Source organism: Nocardioides luteus (assembly GCF_014648595.1).
Lineage (GTDB): Bacteria > Actinomycetota > Actinomycetes > Propionibacteriales > Nocardioidaceae > Nocardioides > Nocardioides luteus.
In genome coordinates, this window is the sequence record NZ_BMRK01000002.1 from 378,224 (window position 1) to 392,324 (window position 14,101).

17 protein-coding genes are annotated in these 14,101 nt (G+C 69.2%); 11 read left to right on the plus strand and 6 right to left on the minus strand.

Translation table 11 applies throughout. The features are described 5' to 3' along the window. The first annotated feature begins 39 nt into the window (after positions 1 to 39). From IEY81_RS04210 to rplI, 3 genes are all read left to right on the plus strand, one after another. Complete coding sequence (locus tag IEY81_RS04210) at positions 40 to 636, plus strand: single-stranded DNA-binding protein (RefSeq protein ID WP_189117189.1); 597 nt, start codon at positions 40 to 42, stop codon at positions 634 to 636. A gap of 77 nt (positions 637 to 713) precedes the next feature. After that, entirely contained in the window at positions 714 to 950 is a 237-nt protein-coding gene (gene rpsR, locus IEY81_RS04215) for a 30S ribosomal protein S18 (RefSeq protein ID WP_008355445.1), read from the plus strand. Positions 951 to 961: 11 nt separating this feature from the next. Then, positions 962 to 1,414 (plus strand): 50S ribosomal protein L9, encoded by a 453-nt coding sequence (gene rplI / locus IEY81_RS04220; protein WP_189117190.1) that lies wholly within the window; start codon positions 962 to 964, stop codon positions 1,412 to 1,414. 209 nt (positions 1,415 to 1,623) lie between these two features. Here rplI and IEY81_RS04225 read toward each other — a convergent pair whose 3' ends face one another. Together IEY81_RS04225 and IEY81_RS04230 are read right to left on the minus strand one after the other, a co-directional pair. Continuing rightward, positions 1,624 to 2,199, minus strand: coding sequence for a DinB family protein (locus IEY81_RS04225; protein WP_189117191.1), 576 nt, complete (start codon positions 2,197 to 2,199; stop codon positions 1,624 to 1,626). Positions 2,200 to 2,254: 55 nt separating this feature from the next. Beyond that, positions 2,255 to 3,610: an MATE family efflux transporter gene (locus IEY81_RS04230; RefSeq protein WP_189117192.1), complete on the minus strand. Its 1,356-nt coding sequence runs from the start codon at positions 3,608 to 3,610 to the stop codon at positions 2,255 to 2,257. A gap of 472 nt (positions 3,611 to 4,082) precedes the next feature. Between IEY81_RS04230 and dnaB the strand changes: the two genes are divergently transcribed. The 4 genes from dnaB to IEY81_RS04250 all read left to right on the plus strand — a co-directional run bounded on the left by dnaB (position 4,083) and on the right by IEY81_RS04250 (position 8,446). Further along, entirely contained in the window at positions 4,083 to 5,513 is a 1,431-nt protein-coding gene (gene dnaB, locus IEY81_RS04235) for a replicative DNA helicase (protein ID WP_189117193.1), read from the plus strand. Between the two features lie 82 nt (positions 5,514 to 5,595). Then, on the plus strand, positions 5,596 to 6,942 hold the full coding sequence (locus tag IEY81_RS04240; RefSeq protein WP_189117194.1) for a serine hydrolase domain-containing protein: 1,347 nt from the start codon (positions 5,596 to 5,598) through the stop codon (positions 6,940 to 6,942). Between the two features lie 71 nt (positions 6,943 to 7,013). Continuing rightward, complete coding sequence (locus tag IEY81_RS04245) at positions 7,014 to 7,607, plus strand: TetR/AcrR family transcriptional regulator (RefSeq protein ID WP_189117195.1); 594 nt, start codon at positions 7,014 to 7,016, stop codon at positions 7,605 to 7,607. Beyond that, positions 7,604 to 8,446 carry an alpha/beta fold hydrolase gene (locus IEY81_RS04250; RefSeq protein WP_189117196.1) on the plus strand — a complete coding sequence of 281 codons (843 nt, stop codon included), beginning with the start codon at positions 7,604 to 7,606 and terminating at the stop codon, positions 8,444 to 8,446. The genes IEY81_RS04245 and IEY81_RS04250 overlap by 4 nt, the downstream gene beginning before the upstream one ends. 21 nt (positions 8,447 to 8,467) lie before the next feature. On the opposite strand, the gene IEY81_RS04255 is transcribed toward IEY81_RS04250, so the two are convergent. Continuing rightward, complete coding sequence (locus IEY81_RS04255) at positions 8,468 to 8,833, minus strand: MarR family winged helix-turn-helix transcriptional regulator (protein ID WP_229787320.1); 366 nt, start codon at positions 8,831 to 8,833, stop codon at positions 8,468 to 8,470. Here IEY81_RS04255 and IEY81_RS24595 point away from each other — a divergent pair. After that, entirely contained in the window at positions 8,825 to 9,034 is a 210-nt protein-coding gene (locus IEY81_RS24595) for a cupin domain-containing protein (protein WP_373292216.1), read from the plus strand. The genes IEY81_RS04255 and IEY81_RS24595 overlap by 9 nt on opposite strands. 18 nt (positions 9,035 to 9,052) lie before the next feature. Here IEY81_RS24595 and IEY81_RS04260 read toward each other — a convergent pair whose 3' ends face one another. After that, a complete protein-coding gene (locus IEY81_RS04260) occupies positions 9,053 to 9,493 on the minus strand; it encodes an iron chaperone (RefSeq protein ID WP_189117197.1) in 441 nt (146 codons plus the stop codon). Between the two features lie 95 nt (positions 9,494 to 9,588). Further along, complete coding sequence (locus tag IEY81_RS04265; RefSeq protein WP_189117198.1) at positions 9,589 to 11,037, minus strand: catalase; 1,449 nt, start codon at positions 11,035 to 11,037, stop codon at positions 9,589 to 9,591. A gap of 186 nt (positions 11,038 to 11,223) precedes the next feature. Here IEY81_RS04265 and IEY81_RS04270 point away from each other — a divergent pair, with 186 nt between their 5' ends. The 3 genes from IEY81_RS04270 (at position 11,224) to IEY81_RS04280 (ending at position 13,688) form a co-directional block, all read left to right on the plus strand. After that, positions 11,224 to 12,075, plus strand: a complete 852-nt coding sequence (locus IEY81_RS04270) for a CPBP family glutamic-type intramembrane protease (protein WP_189117199.1) — start codon at positions 11,224 to 11,226, stop codon at positions 12,073 to 12,075. Beyond that, the gene (locus IEY81_RS04275; protein ID WP_189117200.1) at positions 12,072 to 12,638 is read left to right on the plus strand and encodes a TetR/AcrR family transcriptional regulator; all 567 of its coding nucleotides are present in this window, start codon (positions 12,072 to 12,074) and stop codon (positions 12,636 to 12,638) included. The genes IEY81_RS04270 and IEY81_RS04275 overlap by 4 nt, the downstream gene beginning before the upstream one ends. A 72-nt stretch (positions 12,639 to 12,710) precedes the next feature. After that, entirely contained in the window at positions 12,711 to 13,688 is a 978-nt protein-coding gene (locus tag IEY81_RS04280) for a cyclase family protein (RefSeq protein WP_189117201.1), read from the plus strand. A gap of 5 nt (positions 13,689 to 13,693) precedes the next feature. On the opposite strand, the gene IEY81_RS04285 is transcribed toward IEY81_RS04280, so the two are convergent. Beyond that, a complete protein-coding gene (locus tag IEY81_RS04285) occupies positions 13,694 to 14,059 on the minus strand; it encodes a VOC family protein (RefSeq protein ID WP_189117202.1) in 366 nt (121 codons plus the stop codon). Between the last annotated feature and the right edge of the window lie 42 nt (positions 14,060 to 14,101).

Below are 14,101 nucleotides of genomic sequence, written 5' to 3' on the forward strand. Positions count from 1 at the left end.
CCGACACCGACACCCCAGATCAGACTCAAGGGAGATCTCATGGCAGGCGACACCGTCATCACCGTGATCGGCAACCTCACCGACGACCCGGAGCTTCGCTTCACGCCGTCCGGTGCAGCCGTTGCGAACTTCACGATTGCTTCGACGCCCAGCAGCTTCAACCGACAGACGAACTCGTGGGAGGACGGGGAGACCCTCTTCCTGCGCTGCTCGATCTGGCGTCAGGCTGCTGAGAACGTCGCCGAGTCCCTGCAGCGCGGCATGCGTGTCGTCGCTCAGGGCCGCCTGAAGTCGCGGTCCTACGAGACGCGCGAGGGCGAGAAGCGTACTGTCTTCGAGCTCGAGTGCGACGAGATCGGTCCGTCGCTCCGCTACGCGACCGCCAAGGTCACCAAGGCCAGCCGCCAGTCCGGCGGCCAGGGTGGCGGCGGTTACAACCAGGGCGGTGGCGCTGGTGGTTACAACCAGGGTGGCGGCTACGGCGGCCCCCAGGGCGGAGGCCAGCAGCAGGCTCCGGCCGGCAACGACCCGTGGGCCTCGCCGGCTCCGCAGCAGCCCGCCAACGCGGGCGGCGGCGCGCCGGCCAACGACCCGTGGGCGACCCCGGGCGTGGGCAACGACGAGCCTCCCTTCTGAGCCTGATCCAGCTCAACCCCATCCGAATCCCTCAACCATTCCGGCGCTAGCCGGGCTTCTAGAAAGGAAGCACCACAATGGCCAAGGCAGTGATTCGCAAGCCTAAGAAGAAGGTTTGCCAGTTCTGCAAGGAGAAGGCGACCGGTGTCGACTACAAGGACGCCACCCTCCTCCGTAAGTTCATCTCCGACCGCGGCAAGATCCGCGCCCGCCGCGTGACCGGCAACTGCGTCCAGCACCAGCGCGACGTGGCCATCGCCGTCAAGAACGCCCGCGAGGTCGCTCTGCTGCCCTACACCTCCACCGGTCGCTGAGGAGGATCGACATGGCTACCAAGATCATCCTTCAGCAGGAGGTCACCGGGCTGGGTTCCGCCGGTGACGTCGTCGAGGTCAAGGACGGCTACGCCCGCAACTACCTGATCCCGCGTGGCGACGCCATCCGCTGGACCCGTGGCGCCGAGTCGCAGGTCGAGTCGATCAAGGCCGCGCGCTCGGCTCGCTCCGTGCGCGACGAGGCTCACGCCGCCGAGATCAAGGGCAAGCTCGAGGCCAACACGGTCAACGTGAAGGTCCGCTCCGGCAAGGACGGTCGCCTCTACGGTGCCGTCACCGCCGCCGACATCGCCACCGCGGTCTCCGAGGCCACCGGCGAGTCGATCGACAAGCGCACCATCGCGCTGGGCAACCCGATCAAGGCCCTCGGTGCCCACGAGGTCTCCGTCAAGCTCCACGACGAGGTGTCCGCCAAGCTGGCCCTCAACGTGGTCCCCGCTTGATCTAGGGATTCACGCAGGCCCGCCTCCTTCGGGAGGCGGGCCTCTTCGTTTTCGCCGAGGCGTCACCTACGTCGGCCGAGGCGTCACTCCGGTCGGCCGAGTGGGCACGGCGATGCCGTCTCGGCCGACGTACGTGACGTCTCGACCGACCGGGCTGACGTCTCGACCGACCGGGCCGACGTCTCGACCGACCGGGCTGACGTCTCGGCTCAGAACCTCTCCGCGATCGCGGTCAGCTTCGCGACGTAGGCCGGCCAGTCGTACTCCGACGGGATGTTGTCTCCGGGCTTGCGCCAGCCGACGGAGCCGTCGGTCTCCTCGCGCAGGATGTCGGCCTGGCCGCAGTGACCGGCGAGGTCGGCGAAGAGGTGCACCAGCATGTGGTGGAGAGTGACCTCGTCGTCCTTCCAGTGCGGTACGTGGCCGATAGCGTCGAGCGGGAGTGCATCGATCGTCTCGTCGCCGTGAGCGATGACCCGGCGATAGCGATCGAGGATCATCTCGACCGACTCGTCCTCGGTGGCGTACCAGTCGGCCTGGGGGTCCTCGTCGAAGACCTCGGCTGAGATCAGCTCCTCGGGATGGGGGAACGGGCGGCCGAACGTGTCCCCGAGGTAGACCGCCTCCACCCCGATGACGTGCTTGATGATGCCGAGCAGGTTGGTGCCGGTGGGCGTACGCGGCAGCCGGGCCTCCCGCTCCGACAGGCCCTCCACCTTGGAGATGAGCGCCTCGCGGCGCGCGTCGATGTAGGCCTTCAAGGTGCTCTTCGGGTCGGTGGACATGGGACGACTGTGGCCCCGACCGGATCTCGGCGCAACCGACTATGCGGCCGCGGGATCAGACGCCGGTGACCAGCCAGCGGTCCGATCGCGCGCGCAGGGTCAGCACCACGAACCGCGCCCCCATGAAGCCGAACGCGAAGGTCACCCATACCCACACCAGACCGCCGCCCAGTGCGACGGCCAGCGCGACGAGCGGTACGTAGGCGACCAGCGTCCAGACACCACCCCAGGCCAGATAGCGACCGTCACCCGCGCCGATGAGCACCCCGTCGAGCACGAAGACGACGCCCGCGATCGGCTGGGCGACCGCCGCCACGATCAGCACCGGCACCAACAGGTCCCGTACCGCCTCGTCGCCGGTGAAGAGTGCGCCGAGGAACGGCGAGACGGCGGCCAGCAGTACGCCGACCACGACCCCGATCACGACGCCCCACCACACCATTCGGGCCGTGATCGCCCGGGTCTCCCGGGTGTCTCCCGCTCCGAGCGATCGCCCCGTCAGCGCCTGGGCGGCGATCGCGATCGCATCGAGCACGAAGGCCAGGAACGTCCACAGCGTGAAGGCGATCTGGTGGGTCGCCAGCCCGACGGCCTGATCACCGACGGTCAGGTGGGTGACGGCATAGGTCGTGACCAGCAGTGCCGCCCGCAGGGTCAGCGTGCGCACGACGAGCGCCACACCGGCCCGGGCGGCGGCACGGATCCCGGGAGAGTCCGGTCGCAGCGGCGCGCCCTCGCGGCGGGCGGCCCGCACCACGACGTACGTCAGCAGCCCGGCCGCCAGCACCTGCGCGATCACCGACCCGATCGCGGAGCCGGCGATCCCCAGGCCAGCGCCGTAGACGAGCGCCACGTTGAGAACGATGTTGAGCACGTTGCCCACGACCGCCGCCACCAACGGGGTCTTGGTGTCCTGCAGCCCGCGGAGGACACCGGTCGCGGCAAGCATGATCAGCAGCGGTGTCACGCCGAGGACGGCGATGCGGAGGTAGGTCGTCGCTGGGCCGGCCACGACATCACCGGCTCCGACCGCGCGACTGAACGGCTCGGCCAGGACCATGACCGGGACCGTGACGACCACCCCGATGATCACGGCGAGCCAGAGCCCGTCGATCCCCTGCCGGAGTGCTCCGGCGGTGTCGCCGGCGCCGATGCGACGGGCGACCGATGCTGTCGTGCCGTACGCGAGGAAGACGCAGAGGCCCACGATCGTCTGGAGCACGACGCCGGCGACCCCGAGTCCGGCGAGCTCACGGGTGCCGAGGTGACCGACGATCGCGGAGTCCGCCAGCAGGAAGAGCGGCTCGGCGACGAGCGCCAGGAAGGCGGGGATCGCGAGCCGCCAGATCTCTTTGTCGAGGCCTCGGCGGTCCGCCTTCGTGTGGGTCTTCGCGTCCGCCGGATTTGTCACGACGTCAAGGTTAAACACCGTCGCTCGGAAGCGTTGTTCAGGGCAGGTGGAAAACCTGTGGAAAACGTCGCTGCGGCGCTATGTCGACAAAACGCCCAAGGGGGTACGACGATCGCGGCGCTGAACCGGACCGGGGTGCGAACTTTCTTCCGTCCACAACCCGTGGACGGCAAAACCGCAGGTCAGGGCGGCTTAGTTAACGACGTTTCACTAGTTATGCACAGGCCTTTCCTCAGGCTGTTCACACAGACCAGGCTCTCGTCCACCGCTATCCCCTGGTTATCCCCAGGGCCTGTGGATAACTTGCTGTCGCCGATGCGGCGTGCGACGTAGGGTCGCGGAGACTTGAGGCGTCGTCGAGGCGCGGCCAGGGCCTGTCGGGAGCAGGACTGTCGGTGGTCGCCTCTAGCGTGGGTCCGGAAGGACCGAGTTCACGCCGCCGACGATCCGCAGACCATGGAGGGGCAGAGGAATGAGCGTGACTGAGACCGGCTCGATGGGCGGTCCGGGCGACTTCCCGGAGCCCCCTTACGAGGAGTGGGGCGACGGCCCCGCGGCGTACGAACCGGGCAACGCCCCGCGCGCGGTCAACGACCGAACCCCGCCGCAGGACATGGCCGCCGAGCAGGCTGTCCTCGGCTCGATGCTGATCTCGAAGGACGCGATCGCCGACGTCTCCGAGACGCTGCGCGGCACCGACTTCTACCGCCCGACCCACGAGACCATCTACGACGCGATCATCGACCTCTACGGTCGCGGCGAGCCCGCCGACATGGTCACCGTCGCCGACGAGCTCCGGCGCAAGGGCGAGCTCGACCGCATCGGCGGCGCGCCCTACCTGCACACCCTCGCGTCCAACGTCCCGATCGCCGCCAACGCGGGCTACTACGGCGAGATCGTCCGGGAGAAGTCCGTCCTGCGCCGCCTGGTCGAGGCCGGCACCAAGATCGTCCAGATCGGCTACGCCGGCGAGGGCGAGGTCGACAACATCGTCGACGAGGCCCAGGCCGAGGTCTTCAAGCTCACCGACAAGCGCTCCGGTGAGGACTACTCCCCGCTGGCCGACATCATGGACGGCGTCCTCGACGAGATCGAGGCGATCTCCAACCGTGAGGCGGGCCTCTACGGCGTTCCCACCGGCTTCGCCGACTTCGACGAGCTCACCAACGGCTTCCACTCCGGCCAGATGATCATCGTCGCGGCCCGGCCCGCGATGGGTAAGTCGACACTCGCCCTCGACTTCTGCCGCGCGGCCTCGATCCACAACAACCTGACCAGCGTCTTCTTCAGCCTGGAGATGAGCCGCTCCGAGATCACCATGCGTCTGCTCTCGGCCGAGGCGAAGGTGCCGCTCAACCACATCCGCAACGGCAACATGTCCGACGACGACTGGAACAAGCTCGCCCGGAAGATGGGTGAGGTCTCCAGCGCGCCGATGTTCATCGACGACAGCCCCAACATGACGATGATGGAGATCCGCAGCAAGGCCCGCCGGCTCAAGCAGCGCCACGACCTCCGGCTCATCGTCATCGACTACCTCCAGCTGATGAGCTCCGGCAAGAAGGTGGAGTCCCGTCAGCTCGAGGTCTCCGAGTTCTCCCGCCAGATCAAGCTGCTGGCCAAGGAGCTCGAGGTGCCGATCATCGCGCTCTCCCAGCTCAACCGTGGTTCCGAGCAGCGTGCCGACAAGCGCCCCGCCGTCTCCGACCTGCGTGAGTCGGGATCGCTCGAGCAGGACGCCGACATGGTCGTCCTCCTCCACCGCGACGACGTCTACGAGAAGGAGTCGACCCGACCCGGCGAGGCCGACGTCATCATCGCCAAGCACCGCAACGGCCCCACCCGCGACCTCGTCGTCGCCTTCCAGGGCCACTACAGCCGCTTCGTCGACATGGCCCACTGACAACGCTCGTGTCGTCGAGATGCGGTGAGGATCGCCGCTAACCTCAGGTCACACCCCTGACGGCTCGGCGAAGGAGACGGTGATGCGACGACTGGTTGCGTGGATCTTGGCGGCGGGGCTGACGGCCTCGTTGGCGACCCTCCCGGCGAGCCCGGCCTCAGCGGAGGTCGCACCCAAGAGGTGTGACCTGCCGACGTCGGCAGGGACCTTCGACACCGCGACGCCCGGCCAGCAGCGGCTCGACGCCGACCAGGTCGGACGAGCCGTCGATCTGCTCAGCACGCGCCTGCGCCTCTCGGTCAAGATCTTCCGCAACAACTGCCTCGTCGCCAAGAGCCGGCTCGACGATCTCGGTTCGTCGGTCCACAACAACGCCTGGAGCGTGACCAAGTCGGTGACCTCGCTGCTGACCGGCATCGCGGTCGGCGACGGGAGGCTCCGTCTCGACGACCCAATCGGCCGCCACCTCCCTGACGGGCCGGGCTGGGGCGACAAAGCCCACCGCGCCATCACGGTGCGACAGCTCCTGACCCAGACCAGCGGCGCTCGGCAATCGATCCTCGCCGAGGCCGGCAGCCTCGGCGTGGACCCCAACCTCGCCCGGGAAGCGCTCGCCCAGCCGCTCGTCCACGACCCCGGCACCAGGTTCCAGTACTCCCAGCTCGGCCCGGCGCTGCTTGCGTACGTCGTCCAGCGGGCCGTCGGGGAAGACCTGGTGAGCTTCGCCCAGAAGCGTCTGTTCGGTCCGATCGGCATCACCGAAGACAGCTACTTCTGGCTGCGCGACCGGTCCGGTCTCGCCTACGGCTACAGCAACCTGTTCCTCGATCCGGACCAGCTGGCACGGCTCGGTCTGCTGATGAGCAACGAGGGTCGCTGGCGCGGCACCCAGGTCGTCCCGAAGGCGTACGTCGCGGCCGTCAGCCGCGCGACCACGACCAACGGCTGCTACGGACTCCTCTTCTGGACCAACCGCGGCGAGTCCTGCACCGGGGCCGACATCCCAGGCGCTCAGACCGTGGATCGTCGCGCCATCCCGTCAGCTCCGGTCGACACCTACGAGATGAACGGCACCGGTGGTCAGCTCGTCGTGATGATCCCGAGCCTGGAGATGACGGTGGTGACGACCGGCTACTTCGGCAGCATCGCGCTGGACCCGCCGGTCCTGCTCGGCTCGACACCCGACGAGATGCAGTGGACGTTCTTCCGCGAGCTGATGGCCGCGGTCGAGGACGTCGAGGTCGCCGACCCCGGGCCCTACCCCGGTGATCCGATCAGTCTCGACGTGGACCCAAGGAACTATCTGGACCCGTCGGTGCTGCTCAGCGACCTGGTGACCACCCCCCACTGCAACGTGGTGTTCTGCGACGGCACCGTCCCGACGAAGGGGCTCGTGCAGAACGTCCAGGCTCTTCCGGGCCTCCTTTAGTGGTCGATAAACCGATTGCTTTCCTAGAGCTCCTAGGTTGAGGCTAGAGCCTCAAGGAACTAGGAGGTCGCATGCCGCGAGCGGGATTGACCGTGGAGCGCGTCACGATCGCGGGCGCAGAGCTGGCGGACGAGGCAGGCTTCGATCAGGTGACGATGTCGCAGGTGGCTCGGCGGCTGGGCGTGAAGGACGCGAGCCTCTACTCCCATGTCCGGAACCTGCAGGAGCTGCGTGGCCGGATCGCGCTGCTGGCGGCTGACGAGAAGACGATCCGCATCGCCGAGGCGGTGGCGGGCCGGGCAGGAAGAGATGCGCTCGTCGCGTACGCCAACGCCTGGCGGGGCTACGCCCACGAGCACCCCGGTCGCTACCTGGCGACGCAGACCCCGGTCCCGATCGACCCCGACCTGGCGGCCGACGCGCCCGGGCCACGGCGCGCGATCGAGCTCACCTACGGCATGCTGCGCGGCTACGGGCTCGCCGAGCCCGACCTGACCGACGCGGTCCGGCTGCTGCGAAGCACCTTCCACGGGTTCGTCGCCCTGGAAGCGGCGAACGGCTTCGGGCACTCGCGATCGACGCAGGAGTCCTGGGGTCGTTCCCTCGAAGCGCTGCACGTCCTCCTGGAGCAATGGCCCACGTCTGATCGAGGAGATCACCCATGACCACGCCGACCGTCGACACCCTGCGAGCGAGCGGTGCGACCATCCACTACGAGGTACGCGGAAGCGGCCCGATCCTGCTGCTGATCGCCGGCGGGACCGGAGGAGCGGCCTCGTTCGCCGACGTCGTCGAGGACCTCGCCACCGACCACACGGTCGTGACCTATGACCCGCGCGGCATCGGTCGCAGCCCCTTGGACCACGCCGACGCCGAGCAGCATGTCGCCGAGCATGCCGAGGACGCCTTTCGCCTGCTCGAGCTGCTGGCGCCCGGCGAGGAAGCCCGGGTCTTCGGCAGCAGCTCGGGCGCGATCGCGGCGCTGCACCTGGCCACCGCCCACCCCGAGCGGATCGCCCGTGTCGTGGCCCACGAGCCGCCGGTCGTCGAGGTGCTCCCTGACGCGGCCGACCACCGTGCGCTCGTCGCCCGCGTACGTGAGACGTTCCGCACCGAGGGCCTCCAGCCTGCGATGGCAGTGTTCGCCGCGGGCGTCTCGGGTGACCGCGCCGATGAGCAGCGGCCCCAGCCCGAGCTCCCGCCGCGAGCCGCCGAGCGGGTCGCGCGGTCGATGGCGGATCTGCCGTACTTCGTCGGACAGATCGTGCCCAGGTTCATGTCCTACGTCCCGGACCTGCCTCGACTGGAACGACTCTCGGAACGCCTCGTGGTCGCCGCAGGGGAGGACTCGCACGGCGAGCTGCCCTACCGCGCGGCATCGGTCCTGGCTGAGCGGACCGGTGCGCCGCTGCAGCTCTTCCCGGGCGGACACATCGGCCTGACCACGCATCCCGAAGAGTTCGGTGCGCGTCTCCGGGGAGTGCTCACGACCCCGGCCCGGTAGGGACGGAAGGCGCTGACCCGGTCACGCCGGCCCATGGCGTTGGGTCAGCCATCCCGGCAGATCGCCGACCGGTCCGTCGCCGGCCACCTCGGCGAGCGACTCGACCATCACATCGAACCGGTCGGCGCCGAGCTGGCGCCGCCAGCGCTCCATGACGCGTTCGAAGCCGACCTCGCTCGCCGAGAGGAACGGCTCCGCCCGATCCGTACGCTGCAGAAGCATTGCTCGCCTGTCGCCGGGGTCCGGCTCGCGAAAGACGTAGCCCGCCTTCTCCAGGCTCGCCGCGGTCTTGGCGGCAGCCTGCTTCGAGACGCCGAGGCGCTGACCCAGCTGCGCGCTGGTCAGAGCGGACCGCTGCACACGTTCGACGTCGAGCAGATCTGGCACCTCGAAACTGGGACGGCGACGATCGACGTGGACTCCGATCGTGTCGAGCTCGCGGCAGGCGACACCCTCGTCATCCCGACCGACGTCTCTCGGCGGATCCACTCCGACTCCGACACTACCTTCGTCGTGAGCGGCTCCGCGAGCGGACAGGCGTCCACCTCAGAAGGAGCCGCACCTGTCTCGCCGCCGTGGATCCGGTGATCCTGAGAGGGTCCGCCCTCAGCCGACCGCCCGCTTCACCAGCTCGGTGAGCTTCTCCTCGACAGCCGGGTTCATCGCAGTGACGGCGAAGACGGTCGGCCAGATGTCGCCGTCGTCGAGGTTGGCCCGCTCCTCGAAGCCGATCTCGGCATAGCGCATCTTGAACTTCGCGGCGTACTTGTAGAAGAGCACGATCTTGCCGTCCGCGTTGGCGTAGGCGGGCATGCCGTACCAGGTCTTCGGCGCCAGGTCGGGGGCGTGGGTGGTGACGATGCGGTGGAGCGCCTCGCCGATCTCGCGGTCGGTGCCCTCCATCCCCTCGATCTTTCCGAGGCAGTCCGCGCGGTCGGCCTCGGCCTTCTTGCTGCCGGAGCCGCGCTTGGCGGCGGTCCGGCGCTCGGCCGCCGCCTCCTTCATCGCGGCCTTCTCCTCGTCGGTGAACGTGCTGCTCTTCGCCATCGGTCTTCCTTCCTCTCAGGTCCGTTGGGTCGAGCGTAGAAAGACCGACACCTCGTACGCTTCTTCGTTCCTGATCAGTCGACGGAGCTGCGGAGTCAGCCGCCGTTGACTCCGGCCGCGATCCGGTCGCCGATGGTCTTGTCGATGTTGCGCCAGTAGTCGATCGCGCGGGCGAGCACCTTCTCGGAGACGCCGTCGGAGAGATGGCCGACCACGTTGGAGACCAGGCGGTCGCGGGCGGCGTCGTCGAGCACCTCGCGGACGAGCGTGCCGGCCTGGCCCCAGTCGTCGTCATCGCGCCGCAGCGTGTAGGCCGTACGCACCATCTCGCCGTCGCTGGCCCACACCGCGGCCTCGGGATAGCGCTCCGGGTCGGCCGCGGCGCCGCCGTAGGAGTTGGGTGCGTAGACGGGGTCGGTGACGTTCTGCGTACGCATCGCGCCGTCCTTGGAGTAGCTGTGGATCGGCACCTTCGGCTCGTTCACCGGGATCTGCTGGTAGTTGACGCCGAGCCGCGCACGGTGCGCGTCGGCGTAGGAGAACCCGCGCGCGAGCAGCATCTTGTCGGGGCTGAGGCCGGTGCCGGGGACCATGTTGTTCGGCTGGAACGCGACCTGCTCCATCTCGGTGTGGTAGTCGGTGACGTTGCGGTCCAGCGTCATCTTCCCGACCTCGATCAGCGGGTAGTCGCCGTGCGGCCACACCTTGGTCAGGTCGAACGGGTTGAACCGGTAGGTGGCGGCGTCCTCGTACGGCATGATCTGCATGTGCAGCGTCCATGACGGGTGGTCGCCGGCCTCGATCGAGTCGTAGAGGTCGCGCTGGTGGTAGTCGCTGTCCGCCCCGGCGAGGTGGTCGGCCTCCTCCTGGGTCAGGAACTCGATGCCCTGGTCGGTCTTGAAGTGGTACTTCACCCAGAACCGTTCGTCGGCGGCGTTGACCCACATGTAGGTGTGGCTGGAGTAGCCGTTCATGTGGCGCCAGGTCTTCGGGATGCCGCGGTCGCCCATCAGCCAGGCGACCTGGTGCGCCGACTCGGGGGAGAGGGTCCAGAAGTCCCACTGCATGTCGTGGTCACGCAGGTTGTTCGCCGCGCGCCGCTTCTGGGAGCGGATGAAGTGCTGGAACTTCATCGGGTCACGTACGAAGAAGACCGGCGTGTTGTTGCCGACCATGTCGAAGTTGCCCTCGCTCGTGTAGAACTTCAGCGCGAACCCACGGGGGTCGCGCCAGGTGTCGGGGCTGCCTCGCTCGCCGGCCACCGTGGAGAACCTGGCCACCAGCTCCGTCGTCGTCCCGGGCTGGAAGACGGCGGCCTTGGTGTAGGCACTGACGTCCGCGGTGACCTCGAACCGGCCGTACGCGCCGCCGCCCTTCGCGTGCGGCTGCCGCTCGGGGATGCGCTCCCGGTTGAACTGCGCCATCTGCTCGATCAGGTAGTGGTCCTGGAGCAGGATCGGCCCGTTCGGGCCGACGGTGAGCGAGTGCTCGTCGCTCGCCACCGGGATCCCGGCGTCGGTGGTCGTGGGCTTCTGGTCCGTCATGCTGGTGCCTCCTCGAGCGACATGGAAGTCGCGGCGTCGCACTCGCTCCGTCAGGAGCGTCCACGGTCACTGCCACCGTGCGCCCCCGTCTGACACCTGTCAAGGTACCCAGCCGAGGACGGGACCAGCACCGACGAAAGTCCCATACGCTCGTCCCATACGTTCGTATAGGATCGACCCGTGCACATGGCGAGGTCGACTCGGCGGCTGACGTACGGCCGCGCCCTGGCCGCCATGCTCGTGTTCAGCCTCGCGCTCGGCACCGCTTCGGGACTCGGACTCGGCCTGGCCGAGCGCCTCGGCTGGCCGGATCCGGCGGGAAGCGTGGTCCAGGCGGCACTCTGCACCCTGATCACCCTGGTGGGGATCATTTGGCTCGCCCGCCGCACCGGATCCTCCGCGGAGTCGTACGGATTCCGCCGGGCGCGGATCGGCCGCGACCTCGGGATCGGCTTCGCGGTGGTCGCCGCGGCCGCACTGATGGTGGTCGTCCCGACCGCGGTCCTCGGCGGGATCCGGTTCAGCGGCATCGACCCGGTGCCGCTGCTGATCTACCTGGCCACGACCGTGGTCGTCGCGACCGGGCTGGAGGCGTTCCCGGAGGAGCTCGCCTTCCGCGGCTTCGCCTACAGCTCGCTGCGGGGCCGGCTGCAGCCGACGCTGGCCGCGACCGTCGCGACGGTGATCTTCGTCCTCGCGCCCGGGCTCTCGATGGTCTGGACAGCGCTGATAGCCCGAGCGCTCGGCACCGGACATCCGCAGTGGTACGCGATCGCGCCGCCGGGCGAGGACCCGGTGAGCTACGTGATGCTGCTCGTCCTGTGGAGCATCTGCCTGCTCCAGGCCCGCCAGGTCACCGACAGCATCTGGGTCGGCGTCGCCGCACACCTCCTGCTGCTCGTCGTCAACCGCACCCTGCTCGGCTCCGCCGACGGCAGCGGCGTCGAGCTCGCCCACCCCGACCTGACCCTGATCATCCCTGCGTACGTCGTCCTGGCAACGATCGCGTTCGGGCTGCTCCGCGGGCGGTTCCGGTGACCGGCGAGCGCCGCGGTGGTCACGTCCTCGACGCCGCGATCCGGCTGATCGCCGCCGACGGTCTGGCCGCGGTGTCGATCCGGGCGGTCGCGGCCGAGGCGGGCGTCTCGCTCGCCCAGGTGCAGTACTACTTCCGCTCCAAGGAGGAGCTGGTCACCGCCGCTCTCGAGCAGGCCGAGGACGAGTTCCTGGCTCAGGTGGCTCTCGTGCTGGAACGGCCACGGTCGCGCCGCCGGCTGCGCGCCGCGATCGACCTGTGGCTGCCGCTCGACGAGGAGCGGGAGCGGCGGGTCAAGGTCTGGCTGGCCTTCGTCGGCGCCGCTGCCGCCCGGCCGGCGCTGGCCGAGCAGGCCCGGCAGACCGACGAGCAGCTCCGCGGCTGGTACCGCACCGAGCTCGCCGCCCTCGGCGTCGCCGACCCGGACGCCGCTGCCGCCCACCTGCTGGCACTGGTCGACGGCGTCGCCCTGCAGAGCCTGGCGCTGCCCCGCCGATCGCGGCCGGCGCTGGTCAGGCGCACGGTCGACGCCTGGCTCGACCGGTTGCCCGGCGGCGACGACTGACCGGCTGGGCAGCACACGGCACACTGGCCGAGGAACGACCGTTCTTCTCGGGACGACGTGGGAGCGACCCGAATGACGACGCCTGATCACCCGACCCGAGCCGAGCTCCACGACCGCGCGGGCCAGCCGCGGGGCACCTCCTGGGAGGTCCTCGACGACCCCGGTCGTGGCACCCCGTCGTTCGCGGACGAGCAGAGCGTGGTGGCAGCCGCCGGTCTCGTACAGCTGGGGGAGACGTACGGGCTCGACTATCCGGTCGACGCCTTCGTCCCGGGGGTGGTGGCGGGCGCCGAGCCCCCGAGGCACCTCATCCACGCCGACCACCCGACCCGCCGCGCGGACACGCTGGACGGCTACCACCTGCAGTGCTCGACGCATGTGACCGGTCTGCGCGGCAGCCGTGGCGAGGACGTCGGCTTCTACGCCGGCACCCCCGACGAGCTGATCCTGCCCGGCACCCACGAGATCGGCATCCAGGTCTGGGCCGACCGCCCGATCGTCGGCCGTGGCGTGCTGGTCGACGTCGCCGGACTTCTCGCTCGGCGCGACGAGCCGATCGACCACGAGGCCGGCCAGCCGATCCCGTACGACTACCTCGACCAGGCGCTCACCGCGCAGGCGGTCGAGCTGCGCGCCGGCGACATCGTCATGGTCCACACCGGCTGGTGCGAGTGGTTCCTGGGGCTCAGCACGGAGCAGCGGGTGGCCCAGCAGGCCATCGGTCGTGCCACGGGCGTCGCGCAGAGCGAGGAGATCCTCGACTGGGCCTGGGACACCGGCCTGGCCCTGCTCGCCGCCGACACGTACGCCGTCGAGTGCCTGCCACCGGTCGCCGACTCGCCCTTCCTGCGATCGGCCCCGACCGATCGGGGCCTGATGCGCCAGGAGCTCCTGGCCAAGCTCGGCATGCCGCTCGGCGCACTGTGGCGGCTCGGTCCGCTGGCTCGGCGGATGGACGAGCTGCAGCGGTGGGACGCGTTCGTCAGCGTCAAGCCGCTCAACGTCACGGGGGCGGCCGGCTCACCGGCGAACGCCCTCGCCATCATCTGATCCGGTCAGACGGCCTCTTCGGGCTCCCAGAGCTGCACCTTGTTGCCCTCGGGGTCAACGACCCAGGCGAAGCGGCCGGCCCCCGGTTCGACCTCGATCTCGTCGTCCACCGCCGCTCCGGCGGCCTTGAGCTGGGTGACCATCGCATCCAGGTCGCGGACCCTGAAGTTCACCATCACAGCCTGGTGCGGCCCGGAGAAATGATAGGTCGCGTCGGTGTCGACGGGCGAGAAGATGGTCGGTCCCGAGTCCTGCTGCCACACGTTCTCGTCGAACGCATCCACGCCGAGGTGGTCCCGATACCAGCGCGACAGTGCGAGCGGGTCCTTCGCGCGGAAGAAGACACCGCCGATACCGACAACTCGCTCCATGGTCTTCCTCTCGCTGGCAGGCGCCAGATGGACGCCCTCGCG